The 15971-nt window shown below is 63.8% G+C and carries 13 protein-coding genes; 7 read left to right on the top strand and 6 right to left on the bottom strand.

The annotated features are described in order from the left end of the window. The 4 genes from F3H96_RS24695 to F3H96_RS24680 all read left to right on the top strand — a co-directional run. The coding region (locus F3H96_RS24695; protein WP_210248170.1) for a hypothetical protein at window positions 1-1164 on the top strand (1164 nt) is incomplete at its 5' end. 64 nt (window positions 1165-1228) lie between these two features. After that, window positions 1229-1624 (top strand): hypothetical protein, encoded by a 396-nt coding sequence (locus F3H96_RS24690; protein ID WP_149804298.1) that lies wholly within the window; start codon window positions 1229-1231, stop codon window positions 1622-1624. Between the two features lie 370 nt (window positions 1625-1994). Continuing rightward, the gene (locus F3H96_RS24685; protein WP_149804350.1) at window positions 1995-4133 is read left to right on the top strand and encodes a peptidase domain-containing ABC transporter; all 2139 of its coding nucleotides are present in this window, start codon (window positions 1995-1997) and stop codon (window positions 4131-4133) included. Next, complete coding sequence (locus F3H96_RS24680; protein WP_188131518.1) at window positions 4130-5452, top strand: HlyD family type I secretion periplasmic adaptor subunit; 1323 nt, start codon at window positions 4130-4132, stop codon at window positions 5450-5452. Before F3H96_RS24685 ends, F3H96_RS24680 begins: the two co-directional genes overlap by 4 nt. A 172-nt stretch (window positions 5453-5624) precedes the next feature. Here F3H96_RS24680 and F3H96_RS24675 read toward each other — a convergent pair whose 3' ends face one another. Next, on the bottom strand, window positions 5625-5927 hold the full coding sequence (locus tag F3H96_RS24675; RefSeq protein WP_149804296.1) for a DUF982 domain-containing protein: 303 nt from the start codon (window positions 5925-5927) through the stop codon (window positions 5625-5627). Between the two features lie 307 nt (window positions 5928-6234). Here F3H96_RS24675 and F3H96_RS24670 point away from each other — a divergent pair, with 307 nt between their 5' ends. Further along, on the top strand, window positions 6235-7692 hold the full coding sequence (locus F3H96_RS24670; protein WP_149804295.1) for an NCS1 family nucleobase:cation symporter-1: 1458 nt from the start codon (window positions 6235-6237) through the stop codon (window positions 7690-7692). Window positions 7693-7785: 93 nt separating this feature from the next. Here the strand turns inward: F3H96_RS24670 and F3H96_RS24665 are convergent, their stop codons facing one another. The 5 genes from F3H96_RS24665 to tpiA all read right to left on the bottom strand — a co-directional run bounded on the left by F3H96_RS24665 (window position 7786) and on the right by tpiA (window position 12924). Continuing rightward, a complete protein-coding gene (locus F3H96_RS24665; RefSeq protein WP_149804294.1) occupies window positions 7786-8331 on the bottom strand; it encodes a DUF1697 domain-containing protein in 546 nt (181 codons plus the stop codon). A 22-nt stretch (window positions 8332-8353) separates the two neighbouring features. Next, the gene (locus F3H96_RS24660; protein WP_149804293.1) at window positions 8354-9991 is read right to left on the bottom strand and encodes a CTP synthase; all 1638 of its coding nucleotides are present in this window, start codon (window positions 9989-9991) and stop codon (window positions 8354-8356) included. Between the two features lie 192 nt (window positions 9992-10183). Next, entirely contained in the window at window positions 10184-11308 is a 1125-nt protein-coding gene (locus F3H96_RS24655) for a L,D-transpeptidase (protein WP_149804292.1), read from the bottom strand. 212 nt (window positions 11309-11520) lie between these two features. Further along, complete coding sequence (gene secG, locus F3H96_RS24650) at window positions 11521-12009, bottom strand: preprotein translocase subunit SecG (protein ID WP_149804291.1); 489 nt, start codon at window positions 12007-12009, stop codon at window positions 11521-11523. A gap of 147 nt (window positions 12010-12156) precedes the next feature. Then, on the bottom strand, window positions 12157-12924 hold the full coding sequence (gene tpiA / locus F3H96_RS24645; RefSeq protein WP_149804290.1) for a triose-phosphate isomerase: 768 nt from the start codon (window positions 12922-12924) through the stop codon (window positions 12157-12159). 143 nt (window positions 12925-13067) lie between these two features. Between tpiA and F3H96_RS24640 the strand changes: the two genes are divergently transcribed. Together F3H96_RS24640 and trpD are read left to right on the top strand one after the other, a co-directional pair. Then, complete coding sequence (locus F3H96_RS24640) at window positions 13068-14963, top strand: peptidylprolyl isomerase (RefSeq protein WP_149804289.1); 1896 nt, start codon at window positions 13068-13070, stop codon at window positions 14961-14963. Beyond that, on the top strand, window positions 14960-15970 hold the full coding sequence (trpD, locus tag F3H96_RS24635) for an anthranilate phosphoribosyltransferase (RefSeq protein WP_149804288.1): 1011 nt from the start codon (window positions 14960-14962) through the stop codon (window positions 15968-15970). Before F3H96_RS24640 ends, trpD begins: the two co-directional genes overlap by 4 nt. The last annotated feature ends 1 nt before the right edge of the window (window position 15971 follow it).

Here is a 15971-nt window from a genome sequence, read left to right as displayed (position 1 = left end):
GGAGACGGCGACCATGCCTCTGCGCCGCTCGACCTCACCCCGCTGCTCGCCTTCAAGGATGACGGCCCATCGATCACGGTCCATAACATCACCAACGGGACCTACGCAGCAGGCGGCGGCAGCACCTGGCCCGAAGGTCCTGGCGCCGACGGGTTCAAGTCACTGAACATAACCCTGAACAACTACACGATTGACGCCCATTCTACCGTGACCGTCAACACCTCGCTTGGGACCGCCACGACAACCGACGTAAACGGCAACTACGTCTTCAACGGGACGATCAATGCCGATTTCAATGGTGACGGCATCTCGGATTCAGTGGCGTTCACGCTGGCATTCAAGCCGGTGGCTGACACCTACACGATCTCCGTGACGACCCCGCCCCCGTCGATCGTCAACTTCGACACTTCGCAGGGTTCGCTGGCGCCTGGGGGCCCCGATCCAGTGCAGCAACTGAACTTCTCGAGCGGACCCGCGACCGGAGAGAGAGTAGTGTTCTTTGGCGCTGTGCCGACCGGGCCTGCGACCAACGGGAGTCAAAATGATGGCACCCACACTCCTCCACAAGACTTCCTGGACCTGGTGAAACTCGGGCAGCAGGACCTGACCAAGGCTCAGATCGATGCCTTGCTCGGGCCGCCCAATCAGATCCCGGCCGCCTTGATCAACAGCTCGACACAGATGAACGTGTCGACCTCGGGTATCGGGATCAACAACAACAACCTGGATGGGTCGGGGGCCAATATCCAATCCACCGACGAAAGCTTTGTCGTCAATCCCTCGCAGCTGGTGGACAAGGTTAAAGTGTTCATCGACAACTCGGTGGGTGGTTACAACCCGGGCACGGAGGACCTCGAATACCGCGTCTACTATAGCGACGGGACAGTCAGTGCGTATGCGAAAGTCAAGGACACCGATCTTACCCCTGTTACATCGGGAGTCGCCAACGGCGGCAAGTCGTTTGAGATCTCGGACGTCGCGGGCGGCCCTCAGATCGACGCTGTCCAGCTGACGATGGCGAATGGCACGATCAAGATCCCGGTGATCCAGTTCAGCATCCAGCAGTCGTTCTTGCCTGAACCACTCAACATGAACCTGACGGCGACTCTCACCGACGGGGATAACGACACCAAGCAGAGCCAGTTCTCAATCGCTCTCGCCTGACGGTGCACTCTTCGCGGCCGGGCACTCGCCCGGCCGCCCTTCTCGTAGAACTGGGGGTTGGGCAATGGACACGGTACCCGAAACCTTTGTCGACGCGTTTGGCGAGATCTCGCTCAAGCACGGCATGATCCGTATCGAGCTGGTCTCGCTGTCGGGCTCCGAGCCGCGCGTGACGCAGCGGCTGATCACCAGCCTGAAGGCCTTCTCTCAAATGCTGCAGACGCAGAACGGCATGCGCGAACAGCTCGAGAAGGCGGGCGTGATCCGGTCGCAGCAGCCGTCGCCGGGAGCCGAGCCGGGCTCCCAGCCCACGTCTCCCCCGCCGCTCGGAGAGGAAACGGGAGGAGCTGGAGCGACGGTGGTGCAGCTGATGCCGCAGCCGGCATGGCCTGCGGCGGCAACACCCGCGGCAACGGCGCTGCGGCTGCCGAAATCGCCGAATTTCAGCGACGAGCAATAACCGAAATGCGTCAGTGCCTCATGCCGAACAGAGCCCCTCGCCGCCCTTCATGGCGCAGCGGAAGCGGGAGCACGCCGAGGCCCGTTAGCGTCACGGCGCCCGTCCACGCGCCGACCAGCCAGCACGCCGCGGAGCCAGAGCCATGAACGATCTCTACGGCGAACTGAATCGCTGGTTGTCCGATGCGCTCGCCACACTCGTCGCCGCCGGGCACGGGCTGGTCGCCGAGTGGCCCCACAGGCCGAGCCCCCCGGTTCAGTTCCTGCTGTGTACGGTGTTCGTATGGCTCGTCCTGACCTGGATGGCCCGAACGCGCTCCTCCACCCTCCGCGCCGTCAAGGGTGACACTGCGAGCTATCTGCACGGCAACATGGAAGGATCTCCAGTCGAAACCGCACTGCAGTGCCTTGTCGCCATCGGGCGGCACTACGGCATCGATCTTTCCCCCGAGCGCATCAAGCACGACTTTGCGCTGCGGCCCGACGACGACATCACCCGGCTGCTTCCGAAGATCGCCCGCAGCAGCGGCATGCGCAGCCGCAAATTGAAGGCCGGGTGGAAGGACCTGCAACGCCTCGGCGACGCCTATCCGGTGATGGCCCGGCTGTCAAACGGCAACAGCGTCATCCTGCTCGGATTCAACGAGAACAAGGTCCGGGTCCTTGACCCCCTCGCCGACCGCCTCGCGGTATTGCCCCTCGACCAGACGACGTTCTGCAGGAAGTGGACCGGCGAGCTCCTGCTGCTGCGCCGCTCATTCGCGCTGACGGATGAAAGCCGGCCCTTCGGCTTTACCTGGTTCCTCCCGGAAGTCGTCCGCAACGGGGCGATGTTTCGCGACATCGCGGTGGCGGCGGTCGCGTTGCAGGTGCTGGCGCTTGCTCTGCCGATCTTCATCCAGATCACGGTCGACAAGGTGCTCGTGCACCAGGCCTATACGACGCTCGCTGTGCTCGCCATCGGGGTCAGCGCCGCGGTCATGTTCGAGGCAATTTTCAACTATCTGCGACGCATCTTGCTGGTCTACGCCTCGGCGCGAATCGATGTGCGCACCTCGATCCGCACCTTCGCGCGTCTGCTGTCGTTGCCGATCGATTTCTTCGAGCGCGCCTCGGCCGGTGTCATCACCAAGCACATGCAGCAGGTCGAGAAGATCCGGGAGTTTCTGACCGGCCGCCTCTTCCTGACGTTGCTCGACGCCACCTCGCTGCTGGTGATCGTGCCGCTGCTGTTCCTCTACAGCGGCCGCCTCGCCATAATGGTGCTCGGCTTTTCCGCCCTCACCGCTTGTGTGATCGGCGGGCTGATCCCGCTCTACCGCCGCAAGTTGCGCGTCCTTTACGAGGCCGAAGGGCAGCGTCAGGCCTATCTCGTCGAGACCATCCACGGCATGGAAACGGTCAAGGGGTTGGCGACCGAGCCCTTGCGCCAGCGCGACTGGGACGCGCTCTGCGCCCAGGCCGCCGAGTCGCGGTTCGACGTCGGGCGGATTTCGACCTCGGCGCAGGCGGTGATCGGGCTCCTCGAAAAGCTGCTGACGGTTGCGGTCGTCGGCGTTGGTGCCCTGCTGGTCTTCGACAACCAGATGACGGTGGGCGCGCTGATCGCGTTCAACATGCTGTCGGGCCGGGTCACCACGCCGCTCTCACAGATCGTCGGTCTGGTGCAAGGCTACCAGGAGGCCGGGCTCTCGGTGCGAATGCTCGGCAACATCATGAACCGCAGTCCGGAACGGCCACCGAATGTGCGCGGCCTGCGCCCGCCGATCGCGGGCACGGTCGAGTTCGAGCATGTGATCTTCCGCTACAGCGAAAGCGCTCCGCCGGCCCTGAACGACGTGTCGCTGACCATCCCGGTCGGTTCGGTTTTCGGCATCGTCGGCCGCAGCGGCTCGGGCAAGTCGACATTGACGCGGCTGATGCGCGGCACGTACCCGATCCAGCACGGCTCGGTGCGGATCGACGGTCATGAAATTCGCGAGCTCGACCTCCCGCATCTGCGCAGCAACGTCGGCGTCGTGATGCAGCAGTGCTTTCTGTTCCGCGGCACCGTGCGCGAGAACATCGGGGCGACCAGGCCAGATGCGACCCTGGAGGAGATCGTCCACGCCGCGACGATGGCGGGCGCCGACGAGTTCATCAAGCTTCTGCCGCAGGGCTACGACACCTTGCTCGAGGAGGGCGGCACCAACCTGTCGGGCGGCCAGCAGCAGCGCCTGTCGATCGCCCGTGCCTTGCTGCGCCAACCGCGCATCCTCATCCTGGACGAGGCGACCTCCGCGCTTGATCCCGAGAGCGAGGCGATCGTCCAGGCAAACCTTGCCCGCATTGCCGAGGGGCGAACCGTGGTCATGGTTTCGCACCGTCTGTCCTCGCTCGTCGCAGCGGACGCCATCGTCGTGCTCGATCGCGGCCGGATCGTCGATCACGGGAAACATGGCGAACTTCTGTCCCGCTGCATGACTTACCGACAGCTATGGAACCAGCAGAACAGGCATCTTGCCCGATGAGCACGCTCCTTCCAGCGGTGAGAGACTTTCAAAGCGATGCCCGCAAGATCGACGAGCGGCGTCCGCCCTGGGTCGTGGGGGCCACGCTGTACGTACTTGTCGCGGTCATCATGGTCGCAGGCGTTTGGGCGTCGGTGGCCAAGGTCGACCAGATCGTGGTCGCACCGGGCAAGCTGGTGACGACGGCCTCGATGATTGTGGTGCAGCCGCTTGAGATCTCGACCGTGCGCAGCATCGACGCCAAGGTGGGCGACATCGTGCGGAAAGGCGACGCATTGGCGACCCTCGACGCGACTTTCAGTGAAGCTGATGCCGACCAATTGCGGGGAAAGGTCGCGAGCCTCGCCGCGCAAATCGGGCGGCTCGAGTCCGAGCTCGACGACCGGCCGTACAAGCCCCAAAACCTGGATGACGAAACGCGCCTGCAGTCGACGATATGGATCCGGAGGATCGAGGAGAACAAGGCAAAGCTGGCTTCTTACGATCGGCAGATCCGTAATGTTCAAGCCCAGATGGCAACCAAGAGCGCCGATCGCGAGGCATTGGAGGTTCGCCTTGGCGTGGCAAAGGATCTCGAGACGATACGGGACGCTCTGGTGAAGAGGGAGGTCGGCTCGAAGATCGACTATCTCTCTGCCAAAGGTCAGCGGCTGCAGGTCGAGCAGGAAATGCTGCTTGCGGGCAATAACATGGCTGAGCTCGAGGAGAATGTGGAGCACTTGAAGGCCGAGGAAGCGGCTTACCTCGCAGAGTTCCGCCAGAAGACCGCTGAGGAGCTGGTCCAAGCGCGCCGCGAACACGATGCCGCGGCCAGAGAACTCGACAAGGCGGTGCGGCGGAAGGCTGTTACGGTGCTAACCGCACCCGCCGATGCGATCGTGCTCGAAGTGGCGCAGCGCACTGTTGGCTCGGTCTTGAAGGAAGCAGAGCCGCTCTACACCCTCGTTCCTCTGGGCTCTCCGTTGGAGGCAGAAGTCTCTGTCGGGGGGCTCGATGTCGGCCATGTCGAGCCCGGCAGTGAAGTTCGCCTGAAACTCGAGGCGTGGCCCTTCCAGAAGCACGGTACTCTGTCGGGTAAGGTTCGAACCGTCTCGGACGATACCTTCACGCCGGATCCGAAGAATGGTGGGCAGCAGCGTCCGTACTACAAGGCACGGGTGGAGTTGACCGCGACCGACCTGCGTGATGTGCCGAGCAGTTTTCGCTTGATCCCCGGCATGGCGGTATCCGCGGAGATCAAGGCGGGCAACCGCACGATCTTGTCATATTTCCTCTATCCGCTCCTGCGTGGTCTCGACGAAAGCATCCGCGAACCCTGAGTCACGAAGCTAATGCGAACCGGTCGAGGCTTCCCTCACGCGTACCTTCAGGGAAAATTAGAAACGCGGCAGCGCTCACGCGCACTGCCACCCGGCGTCGGCCGCTGGGGCCGGCGCTCCATCAACTCAAGGGTCCGGCCTCCGTCAGGAGCAGCCAGAGGATCCGAGCCAGCTAACGCCTCAAGTCGTAGACGTTGTCCATGGACGGGCCGCCCAAGGGCAGCGCCATGTCGTCGTCGAGCAGCCGGGTGATGCGGGCAAAGCCGACAAAGGCCTTTCTCGCTTCCTCGGCCGTCATCTTGCCCGACATTGCCGCCGCGCAGCAGTTCAGGGCGCATTGATAAACCGGGCCGCGCCTTCCCGTTGGCCACTTCCGCAGGAACACCATCGCCTCGGAGACGCTATCGACTTCCTCCACAGGGTGCCCCTGCCCACGCGCAATTCGCACTGGGGTAAAGAAATGCAAGCGATCCATCGTTATCCTCCCGGTTCGACCGCAGCGCAGTCGAACCTTATAGAACGCATGTCTCGCGGTTCGGTTCCAAACAAATTTGGTTGCCGCTGGAAAAACTTTGGAACCCGGCCGGTTGGCCACGATATGCACGAAAGGCGCGGCGACTCAATTCCGATCCAGGTTTGGCGCCTGCGATAATGGCGATTCTCATTGAATGTCTTTAAGGTGAAAGCCGGCAAATGGGTTGCTTGCCGGTTCCCCTGCGTCAGGCTTAACCTCTGCGGTCAACGCGTGAGGGCGCGTTTTGCAAAAGAGGGGAACACTTGCAATGACCATTCAAGGCGCATCGCCTGGCCTCTATAATGAGGACCTGGCTCCGGCAACGGTCAGGAACTGGGGGCCGTTTTCGATCTTCAACGTCTGGACCTCGGATGTCCACAGCCTCTGGGGCTACTATCTGGCGGCCAGCCTGTTTCTGTTCTGCGGCGGCTTCGTCAACTTCATCATCGCCATCGGCATCGGCTCGCTGATAATCTACGCGCTGATGAACTTGGTCGGCTATGCCGGTGTCAAAACCGGCGTGCCCTACCCCGTGCTTGCCCGCGCCTCCTTCGGCATCTGGGGTGCCAACGTCCCGGCGCTGGTGCGCGCCGTCGTCGCCTGCTTCTGGTACGGCGCGCAGACGGCCGCGGCTTCAGGCGCCATCGTTGCGCTGCTGACACGCCTGCAATGGTTCGATGAATTCAACAAGAGCTCGCATCTTCTGGGACATTCGACCCTGGAGGTGATCTGCTTCGTCATCATCTGGGCGCTGCAGTTGCTGATCATCCAGAAGGGCATGGAGACCGTGCGCCGTTTCCAGGACTGGGCCGGCCCGGCCGTGTGGGTGATGATGCTGATCCTGGCCATCTATCTTTGCGTGAAGTCGGGCACGTTCGCCTTTACCAGCGACATTCCGATGGATGTGCTGCTGGACAAGACCAAGGACGCCGGCGTTCCGGGCGAGCCCGGTTCCTGGACAGCGCTGTTTGCGGTGGCGGCGATCTGGGTGACCTATTTCTCCGCGCTCTACCTCAACTTCTGCGATTTCGCCCGCTACGCGCCGGACAACGCGGCGTTGCGCAAGGGCAACATCTGGGGCCTGCCGGTCAACCTCATCCTGTTCTCGCTTGTGGCCGGCGTCACCACGATTGCCGCGTACGACGTCTATCACGAAGTGCTGCTCCATCCCGACCAGATCTCGGCCAAGTTCGACAGCTGGTTCCTGGCCGCCCTCGCCGCATTGACCTTCGCGGTGGCGACGCTGGGCATCAATGTCGTGGCAAATTTCGTGTCGCCGGCGTTCGATTTCTCCAACGTCTTCCCGCGCCAGATCGACTTCAAGAAAGGCGGCTACATCGCGGCGCTGATTGCGCTGGTGCTCTATCCCTTCGCGCCGTGGGAAGGCAGTGCTGCTTCCTTCGTCAACGTCATCGGCGCGACGATGGGGCCGATCTTCGGCGTCATGATGGTGGACTATTATCTGATCCGCAAAAGCGAGGTCGATGTCGAGGCGCTCTACCGCGAGCACGGCGAATTCCGCTTCCAGAGCGGCTGGCACGTCAACGCCTTCATCGCCGCCGGCATCGGCGCGATCTTCTCCTCGATCCTGCCCAACTTCACCCACTGGCTGCCGTCCTGGTGGGGCGTCTATGGCTGGTTCTTCGGCGTGGCGATCGCCGGCGCCGTCTACTACGTGCTGCGCACCATGGCATTGGGCGCCGGAGCGAAGGTGGCGAAGGCTTGAAACGAGGCAGTAGGCAGTAGGGATCAGGCAATAGAGAATGCCACCTACTGCCTACTGCCTACTGCCTACTGCCTACTGCCTACTGCCTACTGCCTACTGCCTACTGCCCACCATCTCCGCCAAGCGGCGCACCGTGTTCCAGTTGCGCGACGTACCGACGCCCAGCCGCTTGTGATTGGCGGCGCCAAGCAGCCGCGAACTCGACCGCTTGCGCGAAAAGACGAGCCAGATGTCGCCGCCGACCAGAAGCACCCTCTCATCGTCGGCGGCACGGGCCTGAAGTCCCGACAGGGCTTCGTCGGCGACGGGTTGGCGCATCACCCGAACCGCGACCTGGTCGCCGGCCTCCGCCGATTCGGCAGGGAACGGATTGGACGCCGCAAGTTTCAACCAATCCTCGGCGCCGCGCACGATGATGTCGACATGGCGGCCGAAGCTCCTTTCGAACGCCCTCTCCAGCCGCTGTTCGAGAGCGGAAATTTTGGTTGTGCGCGCCTCGAAGACGAGGTTGCCGGTCGAAACCAGCGTGCGGACATTGCTGAAGCCGAGGCCTTCGGCCATCGCCTTGAAGTCCGACATGACGAGGCGTCGGCCTTCGCCGAGACCAATGCTGTAGAGCAATGCAACATAGGTCTGCATCGGCTGTCCGCCAGCCGATAGCTCAGACCAGCCGCGACTGGTCCACAGCCGCCGAGATGAAGCTCGCGAACAGCGGGTGCGGATCGAGCGGCCGGCTCTTCAGTTCCGGGTGGTACTGCACGCCGATGAACCAGGGATGATCGGGATATTCGACCGTCTCCGGCAGCACGCCGTCAGGCGACATGCCGGCAAAGACCAGGCCGCAATCCTCCAACCGCTCCTTGTAGTCGACATTGACCTCGTAGCGATGGCGATGACGTTCGGAAATCTGCGTGTCGCCGTAGATTTCGGCGATCTTCGAACCCTTGGCGAGCTCAGCCTGATAGGCGCCGAGCCGCATCGTGCCACCGAGATCGCCGGTGGCCCTGCGCTTTTCCAGCATGTTGCCCTTCAGCCACTCGGTCATCAGGCCGACGACCGGCTCATCGGTCGGACCGAACTCGGTCGACGACGCATGGTCGACGCCGGCCAGCGAACGGGCCGCCTCGATGCAGGCCATCTGCATGCCGAAGCAGATGCCGAAGTAAGGCACCTTGCGTTCGCGCGCGAACTTCGCCGCCAGGATCTTGCCCTCCGAGCCACGCTCGCCAAAGCCGCCGGGGACGAGGATGCCATGCACCTTCTCCAGCCACGGCGTCGGATCTTCCTTCTCGAAGATCTCGCTTTCGATCCAGTCGAGCTTGACCTTGACGCGGTTGGCGAGGCCGCCATGCGAGAGCGCCTCGATCAGCGATTTGTAAGCGTCCTTCAGGCCGGTATATTTGCCGACGACGGCGATCGTCACCTCGCCTTCCGGATTGTGGATGCGGTTGGACAATGCCTGCCAGGGCTCCATGCGCGGCTTCGGCGCCGGGTCGATGCCGAAGGCGGCAAGCACCTCCGAATCCAGCCCTTCCTGATGATAAGCCATCGGCACGTCGTAGATGTGCGGCACGTCGAGCGCCTGGATGACGGCGCTTTCGCGCACGTTGCAGAACAGCGACAGCTTCCGGCGCTCCTCCTTCGGGATCGGCCGGTCGGCGCGCACCAGCAGGATGTCGGGCGCGATGCCGATGCCGCGCAATTCCTTGACCGAATGTTGCGTCGGCTTGGTCTTCAGCTCGCCGGCCGTCGGGATATAGGGCATCAGCGTCAGATGCACATAGACCGCGTTGTTGCGCGGCAGGTCGTTGCCGAGCTGACGAATCGCCTCCAGGAACGGCATCGCCTCGATGTCGCCGACCGTGCCGCCGATTTCGCACAGCACGAAGTCGTAGTCGTCATTGCCGTCCAGCACGAAATGCTTGATCTCGTCGGTGACGTGCGGGATCACCTGCACGGTCGCGCCGAGATAGTCGCCGCGCCGTTCGCGCTCGATGATGTTCTTATAGATGCGGCCGGTGGTGATGTTGTCCTGCTGGTTGGCCGAGCGCCCCGTGAAGCGCTCGTAATGGCCGAGATCGAGGTCGGTCTCGGCGCCGTCATCGGTCACGAACACTTCGCCATGCTGGTATGGCGACATCGTTCCGGGGTCGACATTGAGATAGGGATCGAGCTTCTTGATCCGCGCGCGATAGCCTCGCGCCTGCAGAAGAGCCCCAAGAGCTGCTGCGGCGATGCCTTTTCCGAGTGAGGAAACCACGCCGCCTGTGATGAATACATATCGCGCCATGGGAGTCATCGCTTAACGCGGCCTGATTGATTCCGCCAGAGAAAAAACCGCCGCGAAGGCTTTTTCCCAAATGGCGCCGGTGCCCGTGGAGGGGCTTTGGTGCATTCAAAACGAAAGGGCCGGCGGTGCCGGCCCTTCGGCAGTTTGATGGCAAGCGTCAGATGCTGACGTTCTGGGTCGTTGGAGGTTACGACCCGGCCGCTAGATGATGACTACCTTGGTGCCGATCCTGACGCGGCTGTAGAGGTCCATGACGTGCTCGTTGATCATCCGGAAGCAGCCATTTGAAGCGCTGGTGCCGATCGACTGCGGCGCGATGGTGCCGTGGATGCGCAGATGCGTATCCTTCTTGCCGTCATAGAGGTAGATGGCGCGCGCGCCGAGCGGATTTTCGCCGCCGCCGGGCATGCCGTCCTTGTACTGGCCGTAGTGCTTGGGCTCGCGCTTTTGCATGTCCAGCGTCGGGATCCAGCGCGGCCATTCTTGCTTGTCGCCGACAGCCACCGTGCCCTTGAACTGCAGGCCTTCGCGGCCGACCGCGATGGCATAGCGGCGCGCCGTCGAATAGCTCTCGACGAGATAGAGGCGGCGCGCGCTGGTATCGATGACGATGGTGCCAGGCTCGTAGCCCGAGAAGGAAACGTCCTGCGGCACGAATTCCGGCTTCACCTTGAAGGGCCGCCTGGCGTCCTTCTTGGCGAGCGCCGAATCGAGCGCGCGGGTTTCCGGCAGGTAGTTGATCGAAGTCGCCGACTGAGCGCCGCCGAACAGGCCCGCAAACAGCCCGCCGGTGCTCGTCTGCTTTTGGCCGGGGTGTTCGCTGCGCAATTCGCCGTTATTGCCCGTTGCCGCTATGCTCATAACTTCGGCGGGGATCGGCTCCGCGGTCTCGATCGGAGCGATCGGTGTCAGCGGCTCGATCAGGTTGACCATCTTCTTGGCCGGCTTGTTGTCCGCGACTTCAGTCGAGCCGGCCGCCCCGCTGCTCTTTTTGGCGAGCCACTCCTGGCGCGAGGCATCCGCCTTGGCCTTGGCCGCCTCGCGCATCGCCACCTTGCGAGCCTCGAGCGCCTTTTCCTTGGCGGCTTCCTTGTCGGCCGCGATCTTGGCCTCGAGCTTGCTGATCTGCGCGAGATCGTCCGAGGTCGGGTTTTTCTTCTTCTTGAGAAGCTTCAGCTGCGATGCGTCGCTCTTGGCGGCGACGGGAATTGCGTTGGTCTTCTCGACCGACGGAGAAGAGACCATGTTTGCCGGTCCGGCAATGGCCGCGGAACCCATGCCGAGGACGGCACAGAATCCCAAGAGGATGAAGCTGCGAAGCTGCATGGCGAAGATCCGATTGTTCAAAGCAAGTTGCCCACGGCGTCGCCCGGCGCCCCCCAAGGACGCCGATAAGTGCCGCGCGCAATCTATAGTCGATTAGCCGTCATCGCCTCAAGCTGAGGCAGGCGCTACGCCCGGTTGAATCTTCGTGATCGGGCGCGCATTTGCCGCGACTGTGTTCAAAGAACAACAGATCACTGCCGGTGCTTGGCCAGCTACTGGTTCGGAACCTGCGGAGTGACCGGCAAGATGACGCCGTTGGCTGCCGGCGGCGTGGTCGGATTCGCCGGCGCCGGAGCTGCCGGGGCAGGCGCAGCCGGAGCGGCGGTGCCATTGGCAAGCGGCGTGGTGGTGGTGGTCGTGCCGCCGGCCGGAGCCGCGGGCTGCGAGCTGCCCACCGGACCATTGGAACCCGGCAGCTGGTTGAGCACGCCCTTGCCCGGGCTCGACGTGGCCGGCCGGTCGAGAATGTCGATCGGCTTCTCGCCGTAGCGGGCAATGATCGACAGCGCCAGCGAGGTCACGAAGAAGGCCGCCGCCAGGATTGCGGTGGCGCGGGTCAGCGCGTTGGCGGCACCCCGCGCCGTCATGAAGCCGGAACCGCCGCCGATGCCCAGGCCGCCGCCTTCGGAGCGCTGCAGCAGCACCACGCCGACAAGGGCGAGTACGACCATGAGGTGGATGACGATCAGTACGGTTTCCATAATTTATCCTGGCGAGGTCTTGCGCGACCGCGCATACGACCGGTGTTTTGGAGGCGGCTCCTTACAATGCTTTGGCGGCATTTCCAAGCCCGTGGCCGGGAATATGGGAAGCAATGCCGCCATTACAACGATTTATACCGCGCGAGCCTATGAGATGTTCATGTAGGCCTCGGCGATGGCCAGGAAGTCGGCCGCCTTCAGGCTGGCGCCGCCGACCAGCGCGCCGTCGACATTCTGGACGCCGAGCAGTTCCACCGCGTTGGAAGGCTTGACCGAGCCGCCATAAAGAATGCGCATCCTCGCCGCGGCATCGCCGAGCAGCGCGGTCAGTTTGCCACGGATATGCGCATGCGCGTCAGCGACGTCGGCTGCGGTCGGGGTCAGGCCGGTGCCGATGGCCCAGACCGGCTCGTAGGCGATTATGGTGTTGGCGGCGGTGGCGCTCGCCGGCACGGAACCGTCAAGCTGGCGCGACAGGACATCGAGCGTGGCGCCCGCCTCCCGCTCGGCGCGCGTCTCGCCGATGCAGATGATGGCCACCAGCCCTGCCCGCCAGGCGGCCGATGCCTTGGCGTGAACCATCGCGTCGTCGTCGCCAAACAGTTCGCGGCGCTCGGAATGGCCGACAATGACGTGGCTTGCACCGGCATCCTTCAGCATCTCGGCCGAAATCTCGCCCGTGAAGGCGCCGCTCTCCTTGGGATGGCAATCCTCGCCGCCTGCCTTCACCGGCGTCCGCGACAGGATCTCGGCGGCGCGCTGGAGCAAAGTCGCCGGCACGCACACCAACGCCTCGGTCTCCGCATCGAGCCCGCTCATGAACCCGTTGCCGATCGACCGCAGCTCATTGAGGGAGGCGCTGGTGCCGTTCATTTTCCAGTTGCCGGCAACAAGGGGGCGGATTCCAGGGGTCATGGGACGCATTCTCCGAGCGACATTAAGCAGCGCCCTCACTACCAAAATCAGGTCACAAAGCAATCGACAGTGGACCGGAAGGGCGCTATTGCGCTTGTTTCAGACTCGGCGCACGCGAAAATGCGCAAAAATCGGAAGTATGCATGCTTGGTATATTGAGAAGCGCGGCGGGTACCTGGGTCGCGAAGGCGTTGCTGTCCTTGCTGGTGGTGAGCTTCCTCGCCTGGGGTGCCACCACGCGCATGGTGGGCGGTGTTTTGGGTGGCCATCATCCGGTGATCACCGCCGGCGGCACGGAGGTCTCGATCAACGAGTACCGCCTCGCCTATGATCGCCAGCTCAGCCTTCTGTCGCAGCAATACGGCCAGCGCGTCACCCAGGAGCAGGCCAAGCTGCTCGGTGTCGACAACCAGGTGCTGTCGCAGCTCGTGTCGGGCGCCGTGCTCGACGAACAGGCGCGCAAGCTCGGGCTCGGCCTTTCCAAGGATCGCCTGGCCGAACTGACGCGCGAGGATCCGGCCTTCAAGGGCCCCGGCGGCCAGTTCGATCGCCGGACCTTCGAGTATCTCCTGCGCCAGCTCGGCATGCGGCCCGAGGACTATCTCAAGAACCGATCGCAGGTGGCAGTGCGCCAGCAGATCGTCGAGGCGATCTCCGACGGGCTCAAGGTGCCCCAGACCTTCCTGAAGGCGGTCGCGCTCTATCGCGGCGAGGATCGCACGATCGACTATCTCGTGCTGCCCAAGACACTGGTGCAGCCGGTCGAGGTCCCGTCCGACAGCGCCCTCAACGCCTATTTCGACGCCAACAAGAAGAGCTACGCGGCGCCGGAATACCGCAAGTTCTCCTATGTCCGGCTGGAGCCGCAGGACATCATGGATCCGTCCTCGGTGACCGACCAGCAGATCAGCGACGACTACAACAAGAATATCGCGCGCTACACCACGCCCGAGATGCGCACCATCGAGCAGCTGGTGTTCAAGACGCCGGACGCGGCCAAGGCCGCCTACGATTCGCTGAAGGCAGGCGCCACTTTCGACAAGCTCGTCACCGCTGAAGGCAAGACGCAGGCCGACACGCTGCTCGGCACGCTGGCCAAGGACAAGATCGCCGACAAGGCGGTGGCCGACGCGGCCTTCTCGCTCAATGCCAACGAGGTGAGCCCGGTCGTCCAGGGCGCCTTCGGTCCCGTGCTCTTGCGCGTTACCGAGATCAAGCCGCAGGTCGTGAAACCGCTTTCGGAAGTGTCCGGTCAGATCCGCAAGGATCTGGCGCTGGGCGAAGCGAGCCGCATCCTGCTCGACGTGCATGACAGCTATGAAGACACCCGCGCCTCGGGCGCCTCGCTCGCCCAGGCTGCCGACAAGCTGAAGCTCAAGGTCGTCACCATCGACGCCATCGACCGCACCGGCCAGCGCTCGGACGGCACGATCGTCAACGACCTGCCGGAATCGGCCGAACTCATCAAGTCGGTGTTCGCGGCCGAGCCCAATACCGAGAACGAAGGCCTGACCACCACGGACAATGGCTTTGTCTTCTACGAGGTGCAGTCGGTCACGCCGGCGCGCGACCGCACGCTGGATGAAGTGCGCAAGAAGGTCGTTGCCGACTGGACGGAGGCCGAGACCGACAAGCGGCTCGACGCGAAGGCTCAGGAGCTGGAGAAGCGCCTCAAGGCCGGCACCACGCTCGACGTCATCGCCGGCGAGCTCAAGCTCGAGAAGCAGACCAAGCGCGGCCTGAAGCGCGAGGCTGACGATGCCGATTTCGGCAAGGAAGGCGCCGCGGCGATGTTCGGCGTCGGCGAAGGCGGCACCGGCTTGATCCCCTCGCCCACCGGCGACGGCCAGATCCTGTTCAAGGTCGCCGAGGTTTTCGAGCCGGCGGGCGCCGACGGCAGCGCGGTGCCGGACGATGCGCAGAAATCCTTCGGCGCCGGCATGTCCGACGACTTGCTCGACCAGCTGGTGGCGCAGTTGCAGTCGCAATATGACGTTCGCATCGATCCGAACGCCGTTTCGCAAGCACAGGCACGATGAGCGCGCTCAAGACACATATAGCCAAGGTTGCCACCGGCACTGCGCTTTCCTTCGAGGAAGCGCGCGAGGCCTTCGACATTATCATGTCGGGCGACGCGACGCCCGGCCAGATCGGCGGCTTCCTGATGGCGCTGCGCGTGCGCGGCGAGACGGTGGGCGAGATATCCGGCGCGGTCGCCACGATGCGCGCCAAGATGCTGCGCGTCGAGGCGCCGCAGGGTGCCATCGACATCGTCGGCACCGGCGGCGACAATTCGCATTCGGTCAACATCTCGACCGCTTCGGCCTTCGTCATCGCCGCCGCCGGCGTGCCGGTCGCCAAGCACGGCAATCGCGGCCTGTCCTCGCTGACCGGCTCGGCCGACGTGCTGACGGCGCTCGGCGTCAGGATCGACATCTCGCCGGAAACGATCGGCCGCTGCATCCATGAGGCCGGCGTCGGCTTCATGTTCGCGCCGGCGCATCATCCGGCGATGAAGCATGTCGGGCCGACCCGCGTCGAGCTCGGCACGCGCACCATCTTCAACCTGCTCGGACCATTGTCCAACCCCGCCGGCGTCAGCCGCCAGATGGTCGGTGTCTTCCTGCCGGAGTGGATCATGCCGGTGGCCGAGACGCTGAAGGCGCTGGGCGCCGACCATGCCTGGGTCGTCCATGGCGATGGCTATGACGAGATCACCACCACGGGCGAGACCCAGGTTGCGGAGCTCGTCGGCGGGGAAATCCGCAGCTTCACCTTGACGCCGGAAGCCGTTGGATTGAAGCGGCACGCCAAGGAAGAGCTGCGCGGCGGCGACGCGGCCTACAACGCCAAGGAACTCCGCGATATGCTGGGCGGTGCCGCCGGCGCCTACCGCGACACGGTGCTGATGAATGCCGGCGCCGGGCTGGTCGTGGCCGGCAAGGCGACGACACTTGCCGATGGTATCGCGGCGGCGGCGCAAGCGATCGACAGCGGCCGCGCGCTTGGCGTGCTGGACAAGCTTGTCGAGATTTCGAACGGATAAG

This window comes from Mesorhizobium sp. NFR06, from assembly GCF_900115245.1.
Classification (GTDB): Bacteria; Pseudomonadota; Alphaproteobacteria; order Rhizobiales; family Rhizobiaceae; genus Mesorhizobium.
This window is presented reverse-complemented; position numbering and strand designations above follow the sequence as displayed.

Coding starts and splice junctions, on each gene's coding strand:
- F3H96_RS24670 (WP_149804295.1), top strand. CDS start 6,235: ATGACCATTCAAGGCGCATCGCCTGGCCTCTATAATGAGGACCTGGCT.
- F3H96_RS24640 (WP_149804289.1), top strand. CDS start 13,068: ATGCTTGGTATATTGAGAAGCGCGGCGGGTACCTGGGTCGCGAAGGCG.
- F3H96_RS24655 (WP_149804292.1), bottom strand. CDS start 11,308: ATGCAGCTTCGCAGCTTCATCCTCTTGGGATTCTGTGCCGTCCTCGGC.
- secG (WP_149804291.1), bottom strand. CDS start 12,009: ATGGAAACCGTACTGATCGTCATCCACCTCATGGTCGTACTCGCCCTT.
- F3H96_RS24690 (WP_149804298.1), top strand. CDS start 1,229: ATGGACACGGTACCCGAAACCTTTGTCGACGCGTTTGGCGAGATCTCG.
- trpD (WP_149804288.1), top strand. CDS start 14,960: ATGAGCGCGCTCAAGACACATATAGCCAAGGTTGCCACCGGCACTGCG.
- F3H96_RS24680 (WP_188131518.1), top strand. CDS start 4,130: ATGAGCACGCTCCTTCCAGCGGTGAGAGACTTTCAAAGCGATGCCCGC.
- F3H96_RS24665 (WP_149804294.1), bottom strand. CDS start 8,331: ATGCAGACCTATGTTGCATTGCTCTACAGCATTGGTCTCGGCGAAGGC.
- F3H96_RS24675 (WP_149804296.1), bottom strand. CDS start 5,927: ATGGATCGCTTGCATTTCTTTACCCCAGTGCGAATTGCGCGTGGGCAG.
- F3H96_RS24685 (WP_149804350.1), top strand. CDS start 1,995: ATGGAAGGATCTCCAGTCGAAACCGCACTGCAGTGCCTTGTCGCCATC.
- F3H96_RS24660 (WP_149804293.1), bottom strand. CDS start 9,991: ATGACTCCCATGGCGCGATATGTATTCATCACAGGCGGCGTGGTTTCC.
- tpiA (WP_149804290.1), bottom strand. CDS start 12,924: ATGACCCCTGGAATCCGCCCCCTTGTTGCCGGCAACTGGAAAATGAAC.